At 75.9% G+C, this 12,916-nt stretch carries 13 protein-coding genes; 6 read left to right on the top strand and 7 right to left on the bottom strand.

Going from position 1 to position 12,916, the window contains the following annotated elements; genetic code table 11:
* Nucleotides 1-134: 134 nt before the first annotated feature.
* Together IF43_RS43215 and IF43_RS0132450 are read right to left on the bottom strand one after the other, a co-directional pair.
* Nucleotides 135-491, bottom strand: a complete 357-nt coding sequence (locus IF43_RS43215; RefSeq protein WP_030209326.1) for a DUF6412 domain-containing protein — start codon at nt 489-491, stop codon at nt 135-137.
* Nucleotides 492-656: 165 nt separating this feature from the next.
* The gene (locus tag IF43_RS0132450; RefSeq protein WP_030209321.1) at nt 657-1,463 is read right to left on the bottom strand and encodes a class E sortase; all 807 of its coding nucleotides are present in this window, start codon (nt 1,461-1,463) and stop codon (nt 657-659) included.
* 240 nt (nt 1,464-1,703) lie between these two features.
* On the opposite strand from IF43_RS0132450, the gene IF43_RS0132445 reads away from it, so the two are divergent.
* Nucleotides 1,704-2,702: an SEC-C metal-binding domain-containing protein gene (locus tag IF43_RS0132445; protein ID WP_030209317.1), complete on the top strand. Its 999-nt coding sequence runs from the start codon at nt 1,704-1,706 to the stop codon at nt 2,700-2,702.
* A gap of 36 nt (nt 2,703-2,738) precedes the next feature.
* On the opposite strand, the gene IF43_RS0132440 is transcribed toward IF43_RS0132445, so the two are convergent.
* Both IF43_RS0132440 and IF43_RS0132435 read right to left on the bottom strand, forming a co-directional pair.
* Nucleotides 2,739-3,689 carry a hypothetical protein gene (locus IF43_RS0132440; RefSeq protein WP_051796622.1) on the bottom strand — a complete coding sequence of 317 codons (951 nt, stop codon included), beginning with the start codon at nt 3,687-3,689 and terminating at the stop codon, nt 2,739-2,741.
* 260 nt (nt 3,690-3,949) lie between these two features.
* Nucleotides 3,950-4,492, bottom strand: a complete 543-nt coding sequence (locus tag IF43_RS0132435) for a GNAT family N-acetyltransferase (RefSeq protein ID WP_037891022.1) — start codon at nt 4,490-4,492, stop codon at nt 3,950-3,952.
* 247 nt (nt 4,493-4,739) lie between these two features.
* Here IF43_RS0132435 and IF43_RS0132430 point away from each other — a divergent pair, with 247 nt between their 5' ends.
* On the top strand, nt 4,740-4,931 hold the full coding sequence (locus IF43_RS0132430) for a hypothetical protein (protein ID WP_030209307.1): 192 nt from the start codon (nt 4,740-4,742) through the stop codon (nt 4,929-4,931).
* Nucleotides 4,932-5,059: 128 nt separating this feature from the next.
* On the top strand, nt 5,060-5,368 hold the full coding sequence (locus tag IF43_RS0132425; protein ID WP_030209300.1) for a hypothetical protein: 309 nt from the start codon (nt 5,060-5,062) through the stop codon (nt 5,366-5,368).
* A gap of 241 nt (nt 5,369-5,609) precedes the next feature.
* On the opposite strand, the gene IF43_RS0132420 is transcribed toward IF43_RS0132425, so the two are convergent.
* Nucleotides 5,610-7,046 (bottom strand): DUF445 domain-containing protein, encoded by a 1,437-nt coding sequence (locus IF43_RS0132420; protein ID WP_030209298.1) that lies wholly within the window; start codon nt 7,044-7,046, stop codon nt 5,610-5,612.
* A gap of 127 nt (nt 7,047-7,173) precedes the next feature.
* Between IF43_RS0132420 and IF43_RS0132415 the strand changes: the two genes are divergently transcribed.
* A complete protein-coding gene (locus IF43_RS0132415) occupies nt 7,174-8,811 on the top strand; it encodes an SGNH/GDSL hydrolase family protein (RefSeq protein ID WP_078910627.1) in 1,638 nt (545 codons plus the stop codon).
* A gap of 232 nt (nt 8,812-9,043) precedes the next feature.
* The gene (locus IF43_RS0132410) at nt 9,044-9,997 is read left to right on the top strand and encodes an EamA family transporter (protein WP_030209293.1); all 954 of its coding nucleotides are present in this window, start codon (nt 9,044-9,046) and stop codon (nt 9,995-9,997) included.
* Here the strand turns inward: IF43_RS0132410 and IF43_RS0132405 are convergent.
* Entirely contained in the window at nt 9,994-10,869 is an 876-nt protein-coding gene (locus IF43_RS0132405) for a serine protease (RefSeq protein ID WP_234332614.1), read from the bottom strand. The genes IF43_RS0132410 and IF43_RS0132405 overlap by 4 nt on opposite strands.
* A gap of 125 nt (nt 10,870-10,994) precedes the next feature.
* Nucleotides 10,995-11,435, bottom strand: a complete 441-nt coding sequence (locus tag IF43_RS0132400) for a MarR family winged helix-turn-helix transcriptional regulator (protein WP_199922819.1) — start codon at nt 11,433-11,435, stop codon at nt 10,995-10,997.
* Nucleotides 11,436-11,531: 96 nt separating this feature from the next.
* On the opposite strand from IF43_RS0132400, the gene IF43_RS0132395 reads away from it, so the two are divergent.
* Nucleotides 11,532-12,617: an SMP-30/gluconolactonase/LRE family protein gene (locus IF43_RS0132395; RefSeq protein WP_234332612.1), complete on the top strand. Its 1,086-nt coding sequence runs from the start codon at nt 11,532-11,534 to the stop codon at nt 12,615-12,617.
* The last annotated feature ends 299 nt before the right edge of the window (nt 12,618-12,916 follow it).

Raw genomic sequence — 12,916 nt, 5'->3', positions numbered from 1 at the left:
AACGGATTGCGTCGGCATGACGAGCCGCGAAGGAAGGCGCGGCGGTACGGCGGAACACCGGGCGGACGGCCCCCGTCAGGTCGGGCGGGACCCGAGGGGACGGTCCGGCAGCCCGGCGACCGTGCGGCGCGCCCCTAAGCGGCCGTCGGGACGAGTCGGCCGGGCGCCCTCGGCCGGGTGCGGCCGCGGGCGTCGGGGTCGCGCTGCGGCAGGAACGCGGTACGCCGCGCCCGGTCGCGTATCGCGGTGCGGACGCGCGTCGGTGGCACCGGACGGGCGCTGCGCGCGGCGAAGGCGGCGCAGGCGAGGACGGCCGCGCCCACGGCCACGGTGGCGGCCAGCGCGACGGCGGAGGCGAGTGCGCCCTGCCCGCCGAAGACCCAGAGCACGCCCACGAACCCGAGGAGCTCCAGCAGCCCCGTCAGCGCGAGGAACCCGGGCAGCCCGAGGGCGGAACTCGACCCGCCGGCACGCCGGTTGGCACGCACCATCGCTCGGCCCTCCCCTCCAGGACTCCCCCCCGCACACCGCGTGCGACGTCCCCCCGATCGTAACCGCACCCACCGACAGGCGACCGGGCGCACCCCGGACCGACGCCGCGGAGGCCCCGCCCGCCCGGACGCCCACCCGCCCCCGGCGCCCGCCCGCCCCGGCGCCTACCCGCCCCGCCGCTCCGCGTCGCGCAGCGTCCCCCACACCACGAGCCGGTAGCGCGACGTGAACTCGGGCGTGCAGGTGGTGAGGGTGATGTACGTGCCCGGGGTGCGGTACCCGTACGAGGGCCGGACCAGGCTGCGCGGCACGGGCGCGATGACGCCGGTGTCCCGCTCCAGGGTCTGGTCCAGGCGCACGCCGACCACGTAGGTGTAGCGCCACCCGCGCACGTCGACGACCAGCGTGTCCCCCGCGCGCAGCCGGTTGACGTAACGGAACGGCTCGCCGTGGGTGTTGCGGTGGCCGGCGACCGCGAAGTTGCCCGGGGCGCCCGGCTGCGCGGTACCGGGGTAGTGGCCGACGTACCCCTTGTCGAGCACCCGCCGCTTGTCCACGCCCTCGGCGACGGGCGCCACGACGCCCAGCCGCGGGATGCGCAGGACCGCGTACGCCCGGTCCCCGCGCGGCACTTCGGGGACGGACGCGTGCGGCGCGGAACCGCCGCCGACACCGGGCACCTCCGGCGCCGCCGACGCCCCGCCCACCGCCGCCGGCGCGGACGGCGCGGACGGGGCCCCGTCCCCGACCCCGGGCACCGGCGTCGCGGCCGCGACCCCCGGGCCCCCGGCCCACTCCCGCTCCAAGGACGCCACCCGGCTGCGCGCCCCCGCCAGCGCCTGCCGGTTGGTCCACCACACCTGGTGCACCACCAGCAGCAGCAACACCGTCCCGACGGTCACGGCCACTTCGGCCCCCGCCCACAGCGACCGCGACAGCGACGACACCGCCGGCCGGTGCCGGGACCCCACCCCCCGCCCGGGCCGCCGGACCCGGGGAAACGCACCCGCCGGCCGACGCCGACGCCGACGCCACAGCTGCAGCCGCGGCGGCCCGGACCGCCGTCGGTCCCCCTGCACCACCACGGGTATCCGCCGCCGCGCACCGCGCACCCTCCCACCCCGCTCCCGCCGAAGGCCCACGTGAAGGTTTCGCGGGCCGCACCCTAGGACTTCCCCCGCCAACTGACCAGCGGCAGTACGGTGTGGACCATGCGCCCCGACACGCCTGCTGAGCACATCGCCGAAGCCGAGCGCCTGCTGCGCACGGCCTCCCGCTACCCCGAGGACCAGGAACCGCTCGTCCTCCAGGCCGCGGCCCACCTCGAACTCGCCGACGAACGCGAGCGGGCGAGCGCCCTCTACGACCGCCTGCTGGCCGGCTCGCCCGCCGACCCGCACCTGATCAAGGCGCTGCAGGCCGCGAACCTGTGGGAGTACGGGCACGAGGCCGAGGCGCGCGCCCTGATCGCCGGCATCCGCGCGGCCGCCCCGAAGGACCCCGCACCGTGGGAGGTCATCGCCGAGGCGCTCGAGGCGCACGACGAACTCGAGGACTCCCACGCGGCGTTCACCGAGGCGGCCGCCCTCCTCGTCCGCGAGGACGAGCCCCTCTCGATCCCCGCCACCGCCCTGCTGACCGGACGCCACCGGGTGCGGCGGCTGCTCGCGCTGCCCCACGACGACTGGGACATGGTCGCCGACACCCGCCACACCGGGCCGATCCCCCTGGACGAGCTGCACGACCCCAAGCGGATCTGGGCGCTGGGCTCGAACGACCCCGCCGAGCTGCGCGCCGAGATCGCGCGGCTGCGCGCGGAGCTGGGCGACCGGCGGGCCGCGCTCTCCCGGCCGTTCCCGGTCGCGGTCCTGCACTGGCCGGCCGCGGAGCTCGCCGAACTCCTCGCCTCGTACCCGGCGCTGCAGCCCGAGTACCCCTCCCACGAGGCCCACTTGAACAGCATCGAGGCGTCCCTGCGCGACCTGGCCTCCTCCGGCACGCCGAACCTGGGCATCGTCACGGGCAGCGTGCCCTCGTACGAGGCCTTCGCCGCGTCCGAGAAGACCTCCCCCTCCTCCCCCTCCCTGCTGGCGGAGTACGCCACCACGCTCGCCGCCCGCGGCAAGGCCGTGCCCTGGCCCCCCGCCCCCTCCGACCCGTGCTGGTGCACCTCCGGCCGCCCCTACACCGACTGCCACGGCGCCCGCTGACCGCCGGGGCCCGGGCGGCCCTTGCCGGGATCCCCGCTAGAAGCGCAGGACCAGCTGGACGGGCGCCGACGGCTTGACCCGCAGCGCGAGCGGCCCGGGACGGGCGGCGCCGAGGGCGAGGAGCGCGCGGAGGGCGGCGAGGGCCAGGTCGGGCGCGTCGCGGAAGGTCGCCGGGGTGGCACTGGCCACGAGCACGCCGTGGGACTCCAGCAGCAGCCGCCGCCGGAGCGTGGCCTGCCAGGAGTCGCGGGTGTAGTGGTACTCGGCCGAGTCCACCTCCAGGGCGACCCCCTCGTCGGGCCAGTACGCGTCCGGCGTCGCCAGGAAGGTGCCGTCGGAGGTGGTGAGGCGGGCGTTCCAGAGCGGGACCGGCAGGTCGGCCGCCGCCGCCAGCACGTCGCGGGCCCGCCCCTCGGCCACGGACCGTACGCCGGCCACGAGTTCGGCGGCGGCCGCGCGGACCCCCGGGCGGTTCAGGGCGCGGGCGGCGCGCAGCTCGGCGTACAGGTCCTGGGGGTGGCACCAGCCCGCCTGGACGACCTGCGCGAGGACGCTGCGGACCCGGTCGGCGTCCGCGGCCGCCGCGTGCCGGGCGAAGTCCGCCGCCGCCCGGACGGGTCGGGCCGCCGGCACGCCCGCGACCGTGAAGGTGGCGGGCCAGCGGGAGGTCGGCAGCGGGCGTACGTCGCCCGCGGGCGCGGGCCGGCGCGGGGCCCGGACGAGGACGTCGAGCGGTACGGCGGGCGCGTCGCGGACACCCAGCAGCGCCAGCGCGGCCCCGCCGGTCAGGGCCGCGCCGCCGCCGGAGAGCGGGTCGGGGGCGGTCCCGCCGACGGCCCCGGCCGGACCCGGGGCGGCGTACAGCACCGCTGCCAGGGCGCGTTGGCGCGCATCGGGCGGGCCGGTCTGCAGCAGGTAGACGCGGGGCAGCAGGCGCTGCCACGGGCCCCCCGGGCGGCAGCGGCCCGCGAGGGTACCGGCGGGCACCCCCGCCGAGCGGAGCTGCCGACGGGTCGCGAGCCCGCACTGCCGGTCCGCCAGACGCCGCAGCGCGTCAGCCGGGGCCCGCCGGCCGCACTGCCGCGACGGCGCGGGCGGGGTGCAGGAAGGAGAGACCGGGAGCTGCGATGCCGGCGGGGTGCACGAGGGAGAGACCGGGAGGTGCGGCGCGGACGGGGTGCTCGAGACGTGAGTGATCATGCCCCGGGTGTTCCCCGCCCGCCCGCCGGATCATGCCCCGGGTGCCCTCAGACGCCGGCCGCCGGGTGGTCGGGGGCGAGGAAGACCAGGACCCCGTTCGCCGTGCCGGGCAGCGGGGCCACCTCGTGCCAGCCCAGGCGCCGGTACGTGGCCACCGTGTCGGCCGCCTTGCGCGCGGTGAGCACCCAGGCCCGGCTGCCGGGCGCGTCCGCCGCGAGCTCGGCGAGCAGGGCCCGCCCGGTGCCCTGGCTGCGGGCGTACTGGCGTACGGCGAGTTCGTCTATCTCCAGCGCGCCGACGAGGAGCTCGCGGACCCGCTCGGCCCCCAGCTGCGCGGCGACCTGGGCGTACGCGCGGTCCTCGGGGAGGGTCCGGGCCGTCAGCCAGGCGGTCGCGAACCCGTCGATGCCGGCCGCGGACTGGGCGAGGGCAGTGCGGAAGCCGGTCCTGCGGGTGTCGGCCTGGAGCCGCAGAGAGAACTGATGAATGGTTTCTTCGTCCTCGTTCCACGGCGGCGCCGAGAACACCTCGGCGTACGTGTCGACCAGCTCCTCCGCGAGGTCGAGGACGGCCGGTCCGTAACAGATCACGTTTGTGCTCCTCTGTGCGCCTCGTACCCCATGGGCGGATCTCCCCGGTTGGGCGGATCTCCCCCAATGGCTGGATCTCCCCCCTTCGAGACCGAATGTACGCCGGAACGGTTCCACGGCCGGCACGTCCGCAGATCCGGAGGGTGTGCGACAAATCCGGCACGGGCGGGCCGTGTCGTGAGGGGACGCCGGGGCGTTGAGTGGGCACACGTACGTACGCACGCTCGCACCGCAAGGCGGACCACCCATGTCACACGGCCTCTTCTCCCGGCTCCTGCTCGGCGCGGGCGGCTGCGCGGTGGCGTTCCTGCTGGTACTCGGCGTGATGTCCCTGCTGCCGACGTCGGTGCAGGAGGCCGTGCCGGACTCGGTCCTGGGCGGGACGGTCATGGTCCTGGGCGCGCTGGGCGCGCTGAGGGCCTCCCGGCGGGCGCGCTAGACCGGCGCGTTAGCCTCGAAAGCCGCGGGTGCGCGCCCGTCGCGTGCGACGGTCGCCGCCGCGCCCCGGCCTGCCCGCGGCACGACCGGCCGCGGGGCAGGGCCCAACCAACGGAGGGATGGACGGACATGGCACGGATTCCGACGTCGGCGGTGACCGCCGGCGGGCTGGTGGGCGGTTACGCCGTCGCACGCTGGACGCGCAAGCGCCCGCTCGGCGGTGCCGTACTCGCGGCCGCCGGCGCGGTCGCGGCCCGCGAGTGGCAGCGGCACGCCGGCGGGGCGGCCGCGGCCGCCCTCGGCGGCCTGTACGTGGCCGGCTTCGCCGGCTCGCACCCGCTGGCCAAGAAGATCGGCGCCTGGCCGGCCGTCCTCACGGCCACGGCGGTCGTCGCCGGCACCGCCTGGGCCGTATCGGACCGCCGCCCCGCGAAGTGAACCACCGCCGCCCCGCCACGTAGGCGACCACCGCCTCGAGCGGCCCCCGTCCGACGGAGCGGGCAACCCCCAACCCACGGAGCAGAGGGGGGTGCCAGGGCAAAGGCCCCCGGCACCCCCCTGCGTACCCACCCCGACCCAGGCCGCCCCGCCCTTGGCGGTGCGAGCCGGCCCCCGACCCCGACCAGCCCACCAGGTCCCGGACGCCGGGACCACCCCCACAGCCCCACCCCCCACGCCCCTAAGCCCCCACCCCCCGCGACACCGCATAGATCAGCAGCCCCGCCATGGCACCGACCACCGTGCCGTTGATGCGGATGAACTGCAGGTCACGACCGATGTGGGCCTCGATCTTGCGCGACGTGTGCTCCGCGTCCCAACCCGCCACCGTGTCGGTGATCAGCGAGGTGATCTCGGCGCGGTAGTTGGTGACGACGTACACCACCGCACCCTCGATCCAGCCCTCGAGCTTCGCCTGCAGCCGCCCGTCCGTGGCCAGCCGGCGCCCCAGCGAGACCAGCGACGCCCGCACCCGCAGGCGCAGCTCGCTGTGCTCGTCCTCCGCCGCCGAGAGGATCATCGAGCGGATCGCGGCCCACGCCGACGCGATCACGTCCTGCACCTCGCTCCGCCCCAGGATCTCGGACTTGAGCCGCTCCACCCGTTCGCGCGTCTCGGTGTCCGACTGCAGGTCGGCGGCGAAGTCCGTCAGGAACCGGTCCACCGCGCCGCGCGCCGGGTGCTCCGGCATGTCCCGCATCTCCGTGACGAAGCGCAGCAGCTCCTTGTAGACGCGCTCGCCGACCTTCCGGTCCACGAAGCGCGGGGTCCAGCCCGGCGCCCCGCCCTGCACCGCGTCCATCACCGCGTCGCCGTGGGTGACCAGCCAGTCGTGGGCACGTACGCACAGCAGGTCCACCACCCGCCGGTGCCCGCCGTCCGCGACGATCCGCTCCAGCGCCTTGCCGACCCCGGGCGCGATCTCCGCCGTCTCCGCGCGCCGGGTGATCGCCTCGCCGACCACGGCCTGGACGTCGGAGTCGCGCAGCACCGTCAGTGCGCCGCGCAGGGCCGTCGCCAGTTCCGCGGTGACCCGGTCGGCGTGCTCCGGCTCGGCGAGCCAGCTCCCGAGCCGGCCGCCGATGCCGAGGGCGTGCAGGCGTGCCGTCACCACGTCGGCGGAGAGGAAGTTCTCCCCGACGAACTCGCCCAGCGACACGCCCAGCTGGTCCTTCTTCGTCGGGATGATCGCCGTGTGCGGGATCGGCAGGCCCATCGGCCGCCGGAACAGGGCCGTCACCGCGAACCAGTCCGCCAGCGCACCGACCATGCCCGCCTCGGCCGCGGCCGCGACGTACCCGGCCCAGCCGCCCGCGCCCGCGTGCCCCGCCCACGTCGCGAGGGCGTAGACCAGCGCGACCAACAGGAGCAGCCCGGTGGCCGTGGCCTTCATCCGGCGCACTCCGCGGCGCTTCTCCTCGTCGGCCGCGCTGTACGCGAACGCGGCCCGCGACCCCGGACCCGGTCCCGTCCCCGGTCCCGACCCCTGCCCGTCGGCCCGCCGCGTCCCGGCCGGCCCGTCGTCGCCCGCCTGCTGTGTCGTACGTTCCACCTGCTCCTGCCTTCCCCCGCCCCCTTCACGGCTGCGCGGACCGGTCCCGTACGGTTTCGTACGCATAGCATCTGGTCGCAATGGCCCTGACTACTTGACCGACTCCCGGGACGCGCCGGGAGTTCCCGGCGGCCCGTACCCCATTGGGGGAAACGGGTCGGGAGCCGGGGAGACCGCCGGAGGAACCCGCCGCATGCACGCCCCGACACCGGGCCCCCCGCCCCCGGGCCGCCCGCCCACCGGACCTCCGACCCCCGGCGCCCCGGCCCCCGCGGCCCCCGTCGCGGCACCGGCCCCGCCTCCGGCGCCGGCCCCCGGAGCAGCCCAGGCCCAGACCCCAGGCCACCCGTCCCCCGGCCCCACCCCCTGGGGTCCTCCCAGCGCGGGTGCCGGCACCGGTGCCGGCACCGGCACCCGCGCCCCGCGCCGGTCGCTGCTCGCCGCCCTGGTCGCCCTGGCGGTGCTGGTCACGGCCGGGATCTGCACGGCGTTCCTGGTCGGGGGCGACGACGGACCCGGCGACGGGCCGGGCGGCGGCGCCGCGGCGGTGGACGACGGGCCGAGCACCCCCGTCAAGGGCAGCGGCCGGACCGCGGGCCCGGTCGACAAGGGCGGCCGGATCGCCCCGCACTGGGTGGGCACCTGGTCGGCGGCGCCGGTCGGCCCCGAGCCCGACACGTACCTGCGCGGCCACTCCGGACGCACCTTCCGCAACGTCGTGCACACCAGCGTCGGCGGTGACCAGGTGCGCATCACCCTGTCGAACCTCTTCGGCGTCGGCCCGCTCCGCATCACCAGCGCCACGATCGGCCTCGCCGCCGGCCCCGGCACCCCCGCCGCCGAGCCCGGTTCGCTGGCGCGGCTGTCCTTCGGGGGCGCACCCGACGTGACGATCCCGCCCGGCGACGAGGTCACCAGCGACGCCGTCGGGCTGCGGCTACCGGCCGACACGGACGTCCTGGTCAGCACGTACGGGCCGGCCGGCGCCGAGCCGGGCGGCCCGGTCACCCAGCACCCGGGCGCGCGGCAGACCTCGTACGCCGGCGAGGGCGACGGCACGGACGACGAGACCGGGAGGACGTTCACGGAGAAGACCGGCGTCTGGCGGCACCTGGTCGCGGTGGACGTACGGACGGACCGTGCGGTCGGCACGGTGGTGGCCTTCGGCGACTCCATCACCGACGGGGCGGAGTCCTCGACGGACGCGAACCGCCGCTGGCCCGACGTCCTCTCCGACCGGCTGCGGCGCGCGGCGGCAGAGACCGGATCCGGAGCCGGAGCAGGATCCGGAGCCGGAGCCGACGGAGCCGGGACCACCGGCGTGCCGCGGCTGGCCGTGGCGAACACGGGCATCAGGGGCAACCGGCTGCTCGCGGAGGGCACCGGCCCCAGCGGCCTGGACCGCTTCGACCGCGACGTGCTGGGGCGGGCCGGGGTCCGCGTGGTGGTGGTCGAGCTGGGCATCAACGACGTCATGCGGCCCTCCGGCACGCGGTCGGACCGGCCCGAACCGGACCGGATCCTCGACGGGCTGCGGGAGCTGACCCGGCGGGCCCGGGCGCGCGGGCTGCTGGTGGTCGGGGCGACGCTGACACCGTTCCACGGGCACAAGAGCTACAGCGCCGAGGAGGACGCGGTGCGGCGGGCCGTCAACGCGCACATCCGCGCGGGCGAGGTCTTCGACGTCGTGGTGGACTTCGACCGAGCGCTACGGGACCCTGCCGCGCCGAGCCGGCTGCGCGAGGCCTACGACTCCGGCGACCACCTGCACCCGAACGACGCGGGATACCGGGCGATGGCCCGCGCCGTCGACCTCGCCGACCTGAACTGAACCGAACTGAACCGGACCGGACCGGACCGGACCGGACCGGCGCAACCCACCACCTGACGACCTGACCACCGCCACCCGACGACCTGACCAACCCCACCACCCGCCACAAGGCCGAGCCGAGCACCTTCGCGACCCCCCTCAGCGGTGGCGGAGCCCCCCGAAGCCGTGGATCCTGCCCGATAGCGGGCAAACTCCCTCGACGTCCGCGCGCCCCACCCCTAGGATCCGCGTCATGGGCACAACAAAGGACGCTCCTGTCACCGGACCCTCCGCCGCCACCGGCGCACCACCCTCCACCGGGCGCCTCGGCGGAGCCGTCTGGGGCGCCCTGCTGATCGTGTACGTCGTCTGGGGCTCGACCTACCTCGGCATCCGCGTCGTCGTCGAGACCCTCCCGCCCTTCCTGTCCGCGGGCTCGCGCTTCCTCGTCGCGGGCCTGCTCCTCCTGGCCCTCGTCGCCTGGCGCCAGGGCCCCGCCGCGCTCAAGGTGACCCGCCGGCAGCTGGGCTCGGCCGCGCTCGTGGGCCTGCTCCTCATCCTCGGCGGCAACGGCCTGGTGGTGCTCGCCGAGACCGCCGTGCCCTCCGGCCTGGCGGCCCTGCTCATCGCCTCCGTCCCCCTGTGGATGGTGGTCCTGCGCACCACGACCGGGGACCGGCCGCCGCTGCCGACCCTGGCGGGCGTCGGGATCGGCCTGGCCGGGCTGGCGGTGCTGACCCAGTCCGGTCTCAGCGGCAACGTGGAGCTGTGGGGCGTGGGGCTGATCCTGCTCGCGTCGCTGCTGTGGGCGCTCGGCTCGTTCATCTCGGGCCGGCTGCCGATGCCCAAGGACCCGTTCGCCGCGAGCGCCTATCAGATGCTCGTCGGAGGCACGGCCGGTCTGGTGGTGGCCTTCGCCCGCGGCGAGCAGCACGGCTTCGACCCGGGCGCGGTGTCGGGGCGCTCGTGGGCGGGGTTGGCGTACCTGGTGGTGTTCGGCTCGCTGGTGGCGTTCACGGCGTACGCGTGGCTGCTCCGGGCGGCACCGCTGTCGCTCGTGGCCACGTACGCGTACGTGAACCCGGTCGTCGCCGTGCTCCTCGGCGCGCTGATCCTCGACGAGGCGCTGACCTGGCCGATCCTGGTCGGGGGCGGCATCGTGGTCGCGGCGGTCGGGGTGATCGTCAGCACGGAGCGGCGGAGCTAGCGCCCACCGGCCGGCTTCGCCGGCGGCCCCTCCGTACGCCCCGCCGCGGCCGCCTCGTACAGCCGCCGGGCACGGGCGTCGAACGGCGCGGCCGTCGAGTCCGCGTCCGTGTCCCCGCCGCTCAGCACCCCGATGAGCCGGCCCGGCCGCCCGGGCCCGCCCCGGTCGGCCACCCACGGGCTCCCGCTGGTGCCGGTCCAGAAGCCCGGGCAGTTGATGTAGAGCATCTTCGGGTCCTCGCCGTCCGGCTCGGTCCGCGTCGTGCACGCGACGGGCCGGTTGTCGGGGTTGTGGTCCGGCTCGGGGTAGCCGACGACGGTGACCTCGCGCTCGGGCCCCGAGGACCAGTCCGGCTCCGGCACCGCCCCGCGCCCCACCACCTGCTCCACGGTCCGGCCCCGCGCGTCCGGCGCGATGGTCAGGAAGGCGAAGTCGGCCGTCTCGTCGCCGTACCTCGTCCATCGTTCGTCGACGTGGACGGACGCGACCTTCCAGACCCCGAACGGAAGCCGTCCCGGGTCCTTGCCGGAGAAGCCCGGCGCGAAGGACAGCACGCCGATGGCCAGGCCGTCCTGCGCCACCTGGCCCTCCTCGCCGTCCTCGCCGGCGGGGGCGACGCAGTGCGCGGCGGTGGCGACCACGTTTCCCCGGGGGCTGTCGACGACGCTCGCCGTGCACCAGTGCTCGCCGTTCGCCATCAGGACGCCGACGGCGGGGAACGCACGGTCGTACGGCGCAGGCACGCCGGGCTCGGCGGTGGCGATACCGAGCGCGAAGACCGCCACCAGCGCCACGGCCCCGCTACCGGCCGTGCGCGCCCAGGCCCGGGTACGCAGCCGGGCGACGGTCCGCTCGGGAACCGGCCGATCCACTCCGGACAACCCTCCCTCATGCCGCGGACGGGGTCCCGGCCATTGTGGCCACCGCCGTCGACGACCCGCACGGCGGTGTGGGCTGCTCGGGGACGTCCGCGCGCCGGGGGCACCCCCGCCGGACCTCAGCCGCGGAGTTCGTCCAGCACGTCCGCACACCGCCCCAGCATCTCGACCAGCGCCGCGCGCTCCTCGTCGCCGAAGGCGGCGGCCAGCGCCCGCTCGACCCGCACGGCGCCCACGTCGGCCTCGTCCAGCAGGGCGCGCCCGGCGTCGGTGAGCCGGGTCTCCAGGACGTTGCGGTGCCACGCGTGCGGAGTCCGCTCGATGAGCCCGCGCTCCTGGAGGTTCTTCAGAACGGTGTTCATGGTCGGCGGGGTGACCCCGCAGTTGCGGGCCAGAGCGGCGGCGGAGATGCCGGGGTACTCGGCGAGCGAGAGCAGGGCCGCGTACTGCGGAACCGTTACTCCGGCCGGCTTGAGCGCGGCCGTCTTGGCCGCCTGGAGGGCCTGCTCTGCGCGCTTGATGTGGAAGCCGAGGCGCTCCGCGGCGGGCATGGACGTCATCTGCGCATCGTAACGGCCGAGGCCGACGACAGACCCCTTCCCTGTATGAGCCCATTGACGACCATTAGACCTCTAACATAGATTCGCCCACACCGAATGACATCGACCGAAAGGCCTTCCGTGCCGTCCCGTACGCCCCACCGGACCCGCCTCGCCGCCGCCACCGCGCTCGCGGCAGCCACCGCCGCGCTGGCCTCCCTCGGCGCCCCCACCGCCCTCGCCGCCCCGGGCGGCGCCCACGCCGCCGCACCGCACCCGTACCCGCACGCGACCCGACCCGCCGCAGCCCGGATCGGCACGGCGTTCACGCTGCCCGACTCCCGCGCGTACCCGGAGGGCATCGCCGCGGACGCCCGTACCGGCGCGGTGTACGTCGGCTCGTACACCAACGGCGCCGTCTACCGCGCGATACCCGGCCGGGACGCCGCGGAGGTCTTCCTCCCCGCCGGCACCGACGGCCGGCACACCGCCAACGGCCTGAAGGTCGACGGACACGGCCGCCTGTGGGTCACCGACTCCACCACCGGGGTGGCGGTCTACGACGTACGCACCCGCCACCTGCTCGCCCGCTTCGACCTGCCCGCCGGCGGCACCCCGCGCTTCGTCAACGACATCGCCCTCACCCCGGACGGCACCGCGTACCTGACCGACAGCATGCGCGGCGTCCTCTACCGGGTCACCCCGGCCGACCTCGCGCACGCCCGGGCCCACGGCGGCCGCGCCCTCCTCACCGGCCGCTTCGACCTGACCGCACAGCTGCCCCAGCAGCCCCCCGGCACCGTCACCCTCAACGGCATCGTGGCCGACCCCGCCGGGCGGTACCTGCTGACCGTCGACATGACCGGCGGCGGCCTCTACCGCGTCGACCTCACCACCGGCGCCGTCCGGCGCGTCGCGCTGACCGGCGGCGACCTCACCCACGCCGACGGACTCGACCTGCACCACGGCGTCCTGCGGGTGGCGCACAACACCACCAACACGCTGAGCCGGTGGCAGCTCGGCCACGACGGCACCACCGCGCGCCTCGTCCGCACGGTCACCGACCCGTCGCTGCAGATCCCGACCACCCTCGTGCACACCGGGCACCGCACCCTGGTCGTCCGCTCCCAGTTCGACAAGGGCGGCCCCATGGGCCCCGGCACGCCCGGTCCCTTCACGGTCGCCGAGGTCCGGCACTTCTGATCCTTCGGAAACCCTTCCAGGGCGCGGAACGACGAAGGGACCGCCCCGCGAGGGACGGCCCCTTCATCATTCACCCAGCACTCAGAAGCACTGGAGAGCCGGCACCGGGCCACCCCAAAACACGAAAGGGGGTCGGCTCCCCGGAGTCCGACCCCCTTCACTCTTCAGATCACCTTCTTCGCCATCATCCTCGGCCCCTGAACGCAGAAAAGCCCCGCACCAGAAGGTGCGGGGCTTTCCCACAATGATTGTTCGGCGGCGTCCTACTCTCCCACAGGGTCCCCCCTGCAGTACCATCG

It is taken from the genome of Streptomyces sp. NRRL S-87 (assembly GCF_000719335.1).
Lineage (GTDB): Bacteria > Actinomycetota > Actinomycetes > Streptomycetales > Streptomycetaceae > Streptomyces.
Note: the sequence above shows the minus strand (reverse complement) of the source record. Positions and strands in the feature narration are given on the sequence as shown.

Coding starts and splice junctions, on each gene's coding strand:
- IF43_RS0132425 (WP_030209300.1), top strand. CDS start 5,060: ATGGCACGGATTCCGACGTCGGCGGTGACCGCCGGCGGGCTGGTGGGC.
- IF43_RS0132415 (WP_078910627.1), top strand. CDS start 7,174: ATGCACGCCCCGACACCGGGCCCCCCGCCCCCGGGCCGCCCGCCCACC.
- IF43_RS0132445 (WP_030209317.1), top strand. CDS start 1,704: ATGCGCCCCGACACGCCTGCTGAGCACATCGCCGAAGCCGAGCGCCTG.
- IF43_RS0132420 (WP_030209298.1), bottom strand. CDS start 7,046: ATGCGTACGAAACCGTACGGGACCGGTCCGCGCAGCCGTGAAGGGGGC.
- IF43_RS43215 (WP_030209326.1), bottom strand. CDS start 491: ATGGTGCGTGCCAACCGGCGTGCCGGCGGGTCGAGTTCCGCCCTCGGG.
- IF43_RS0132395 (WP_234332612.1), top strand. CDS start 11,532: ATGACATCGACCGAAAGGCCTTCCGTGCCGTCCCGTACGCCCCACCGG.
- IF43_RS0132430 (WP_030209307.1), top strand. CDS start 4,740: ATGTCACACGGCCTCTTCTCCCGGCTCCTGCTCGGCGCGGGCGGCTGC.
- IF43_RS0132400 (WP_199922819.1), bottom strand. CDS start 11,435: ATGACGTCCATGCCCGCCGCGGAGCGCCTCGGCTTCCACATCAAGCGC.
- IF43_RS0132410 (WP_030209293.1), top strand. CDS start 9,044: ATGGGCACAACAAAGGACGCTCCTGTCACCGGACCCTCCGCCGCCACC.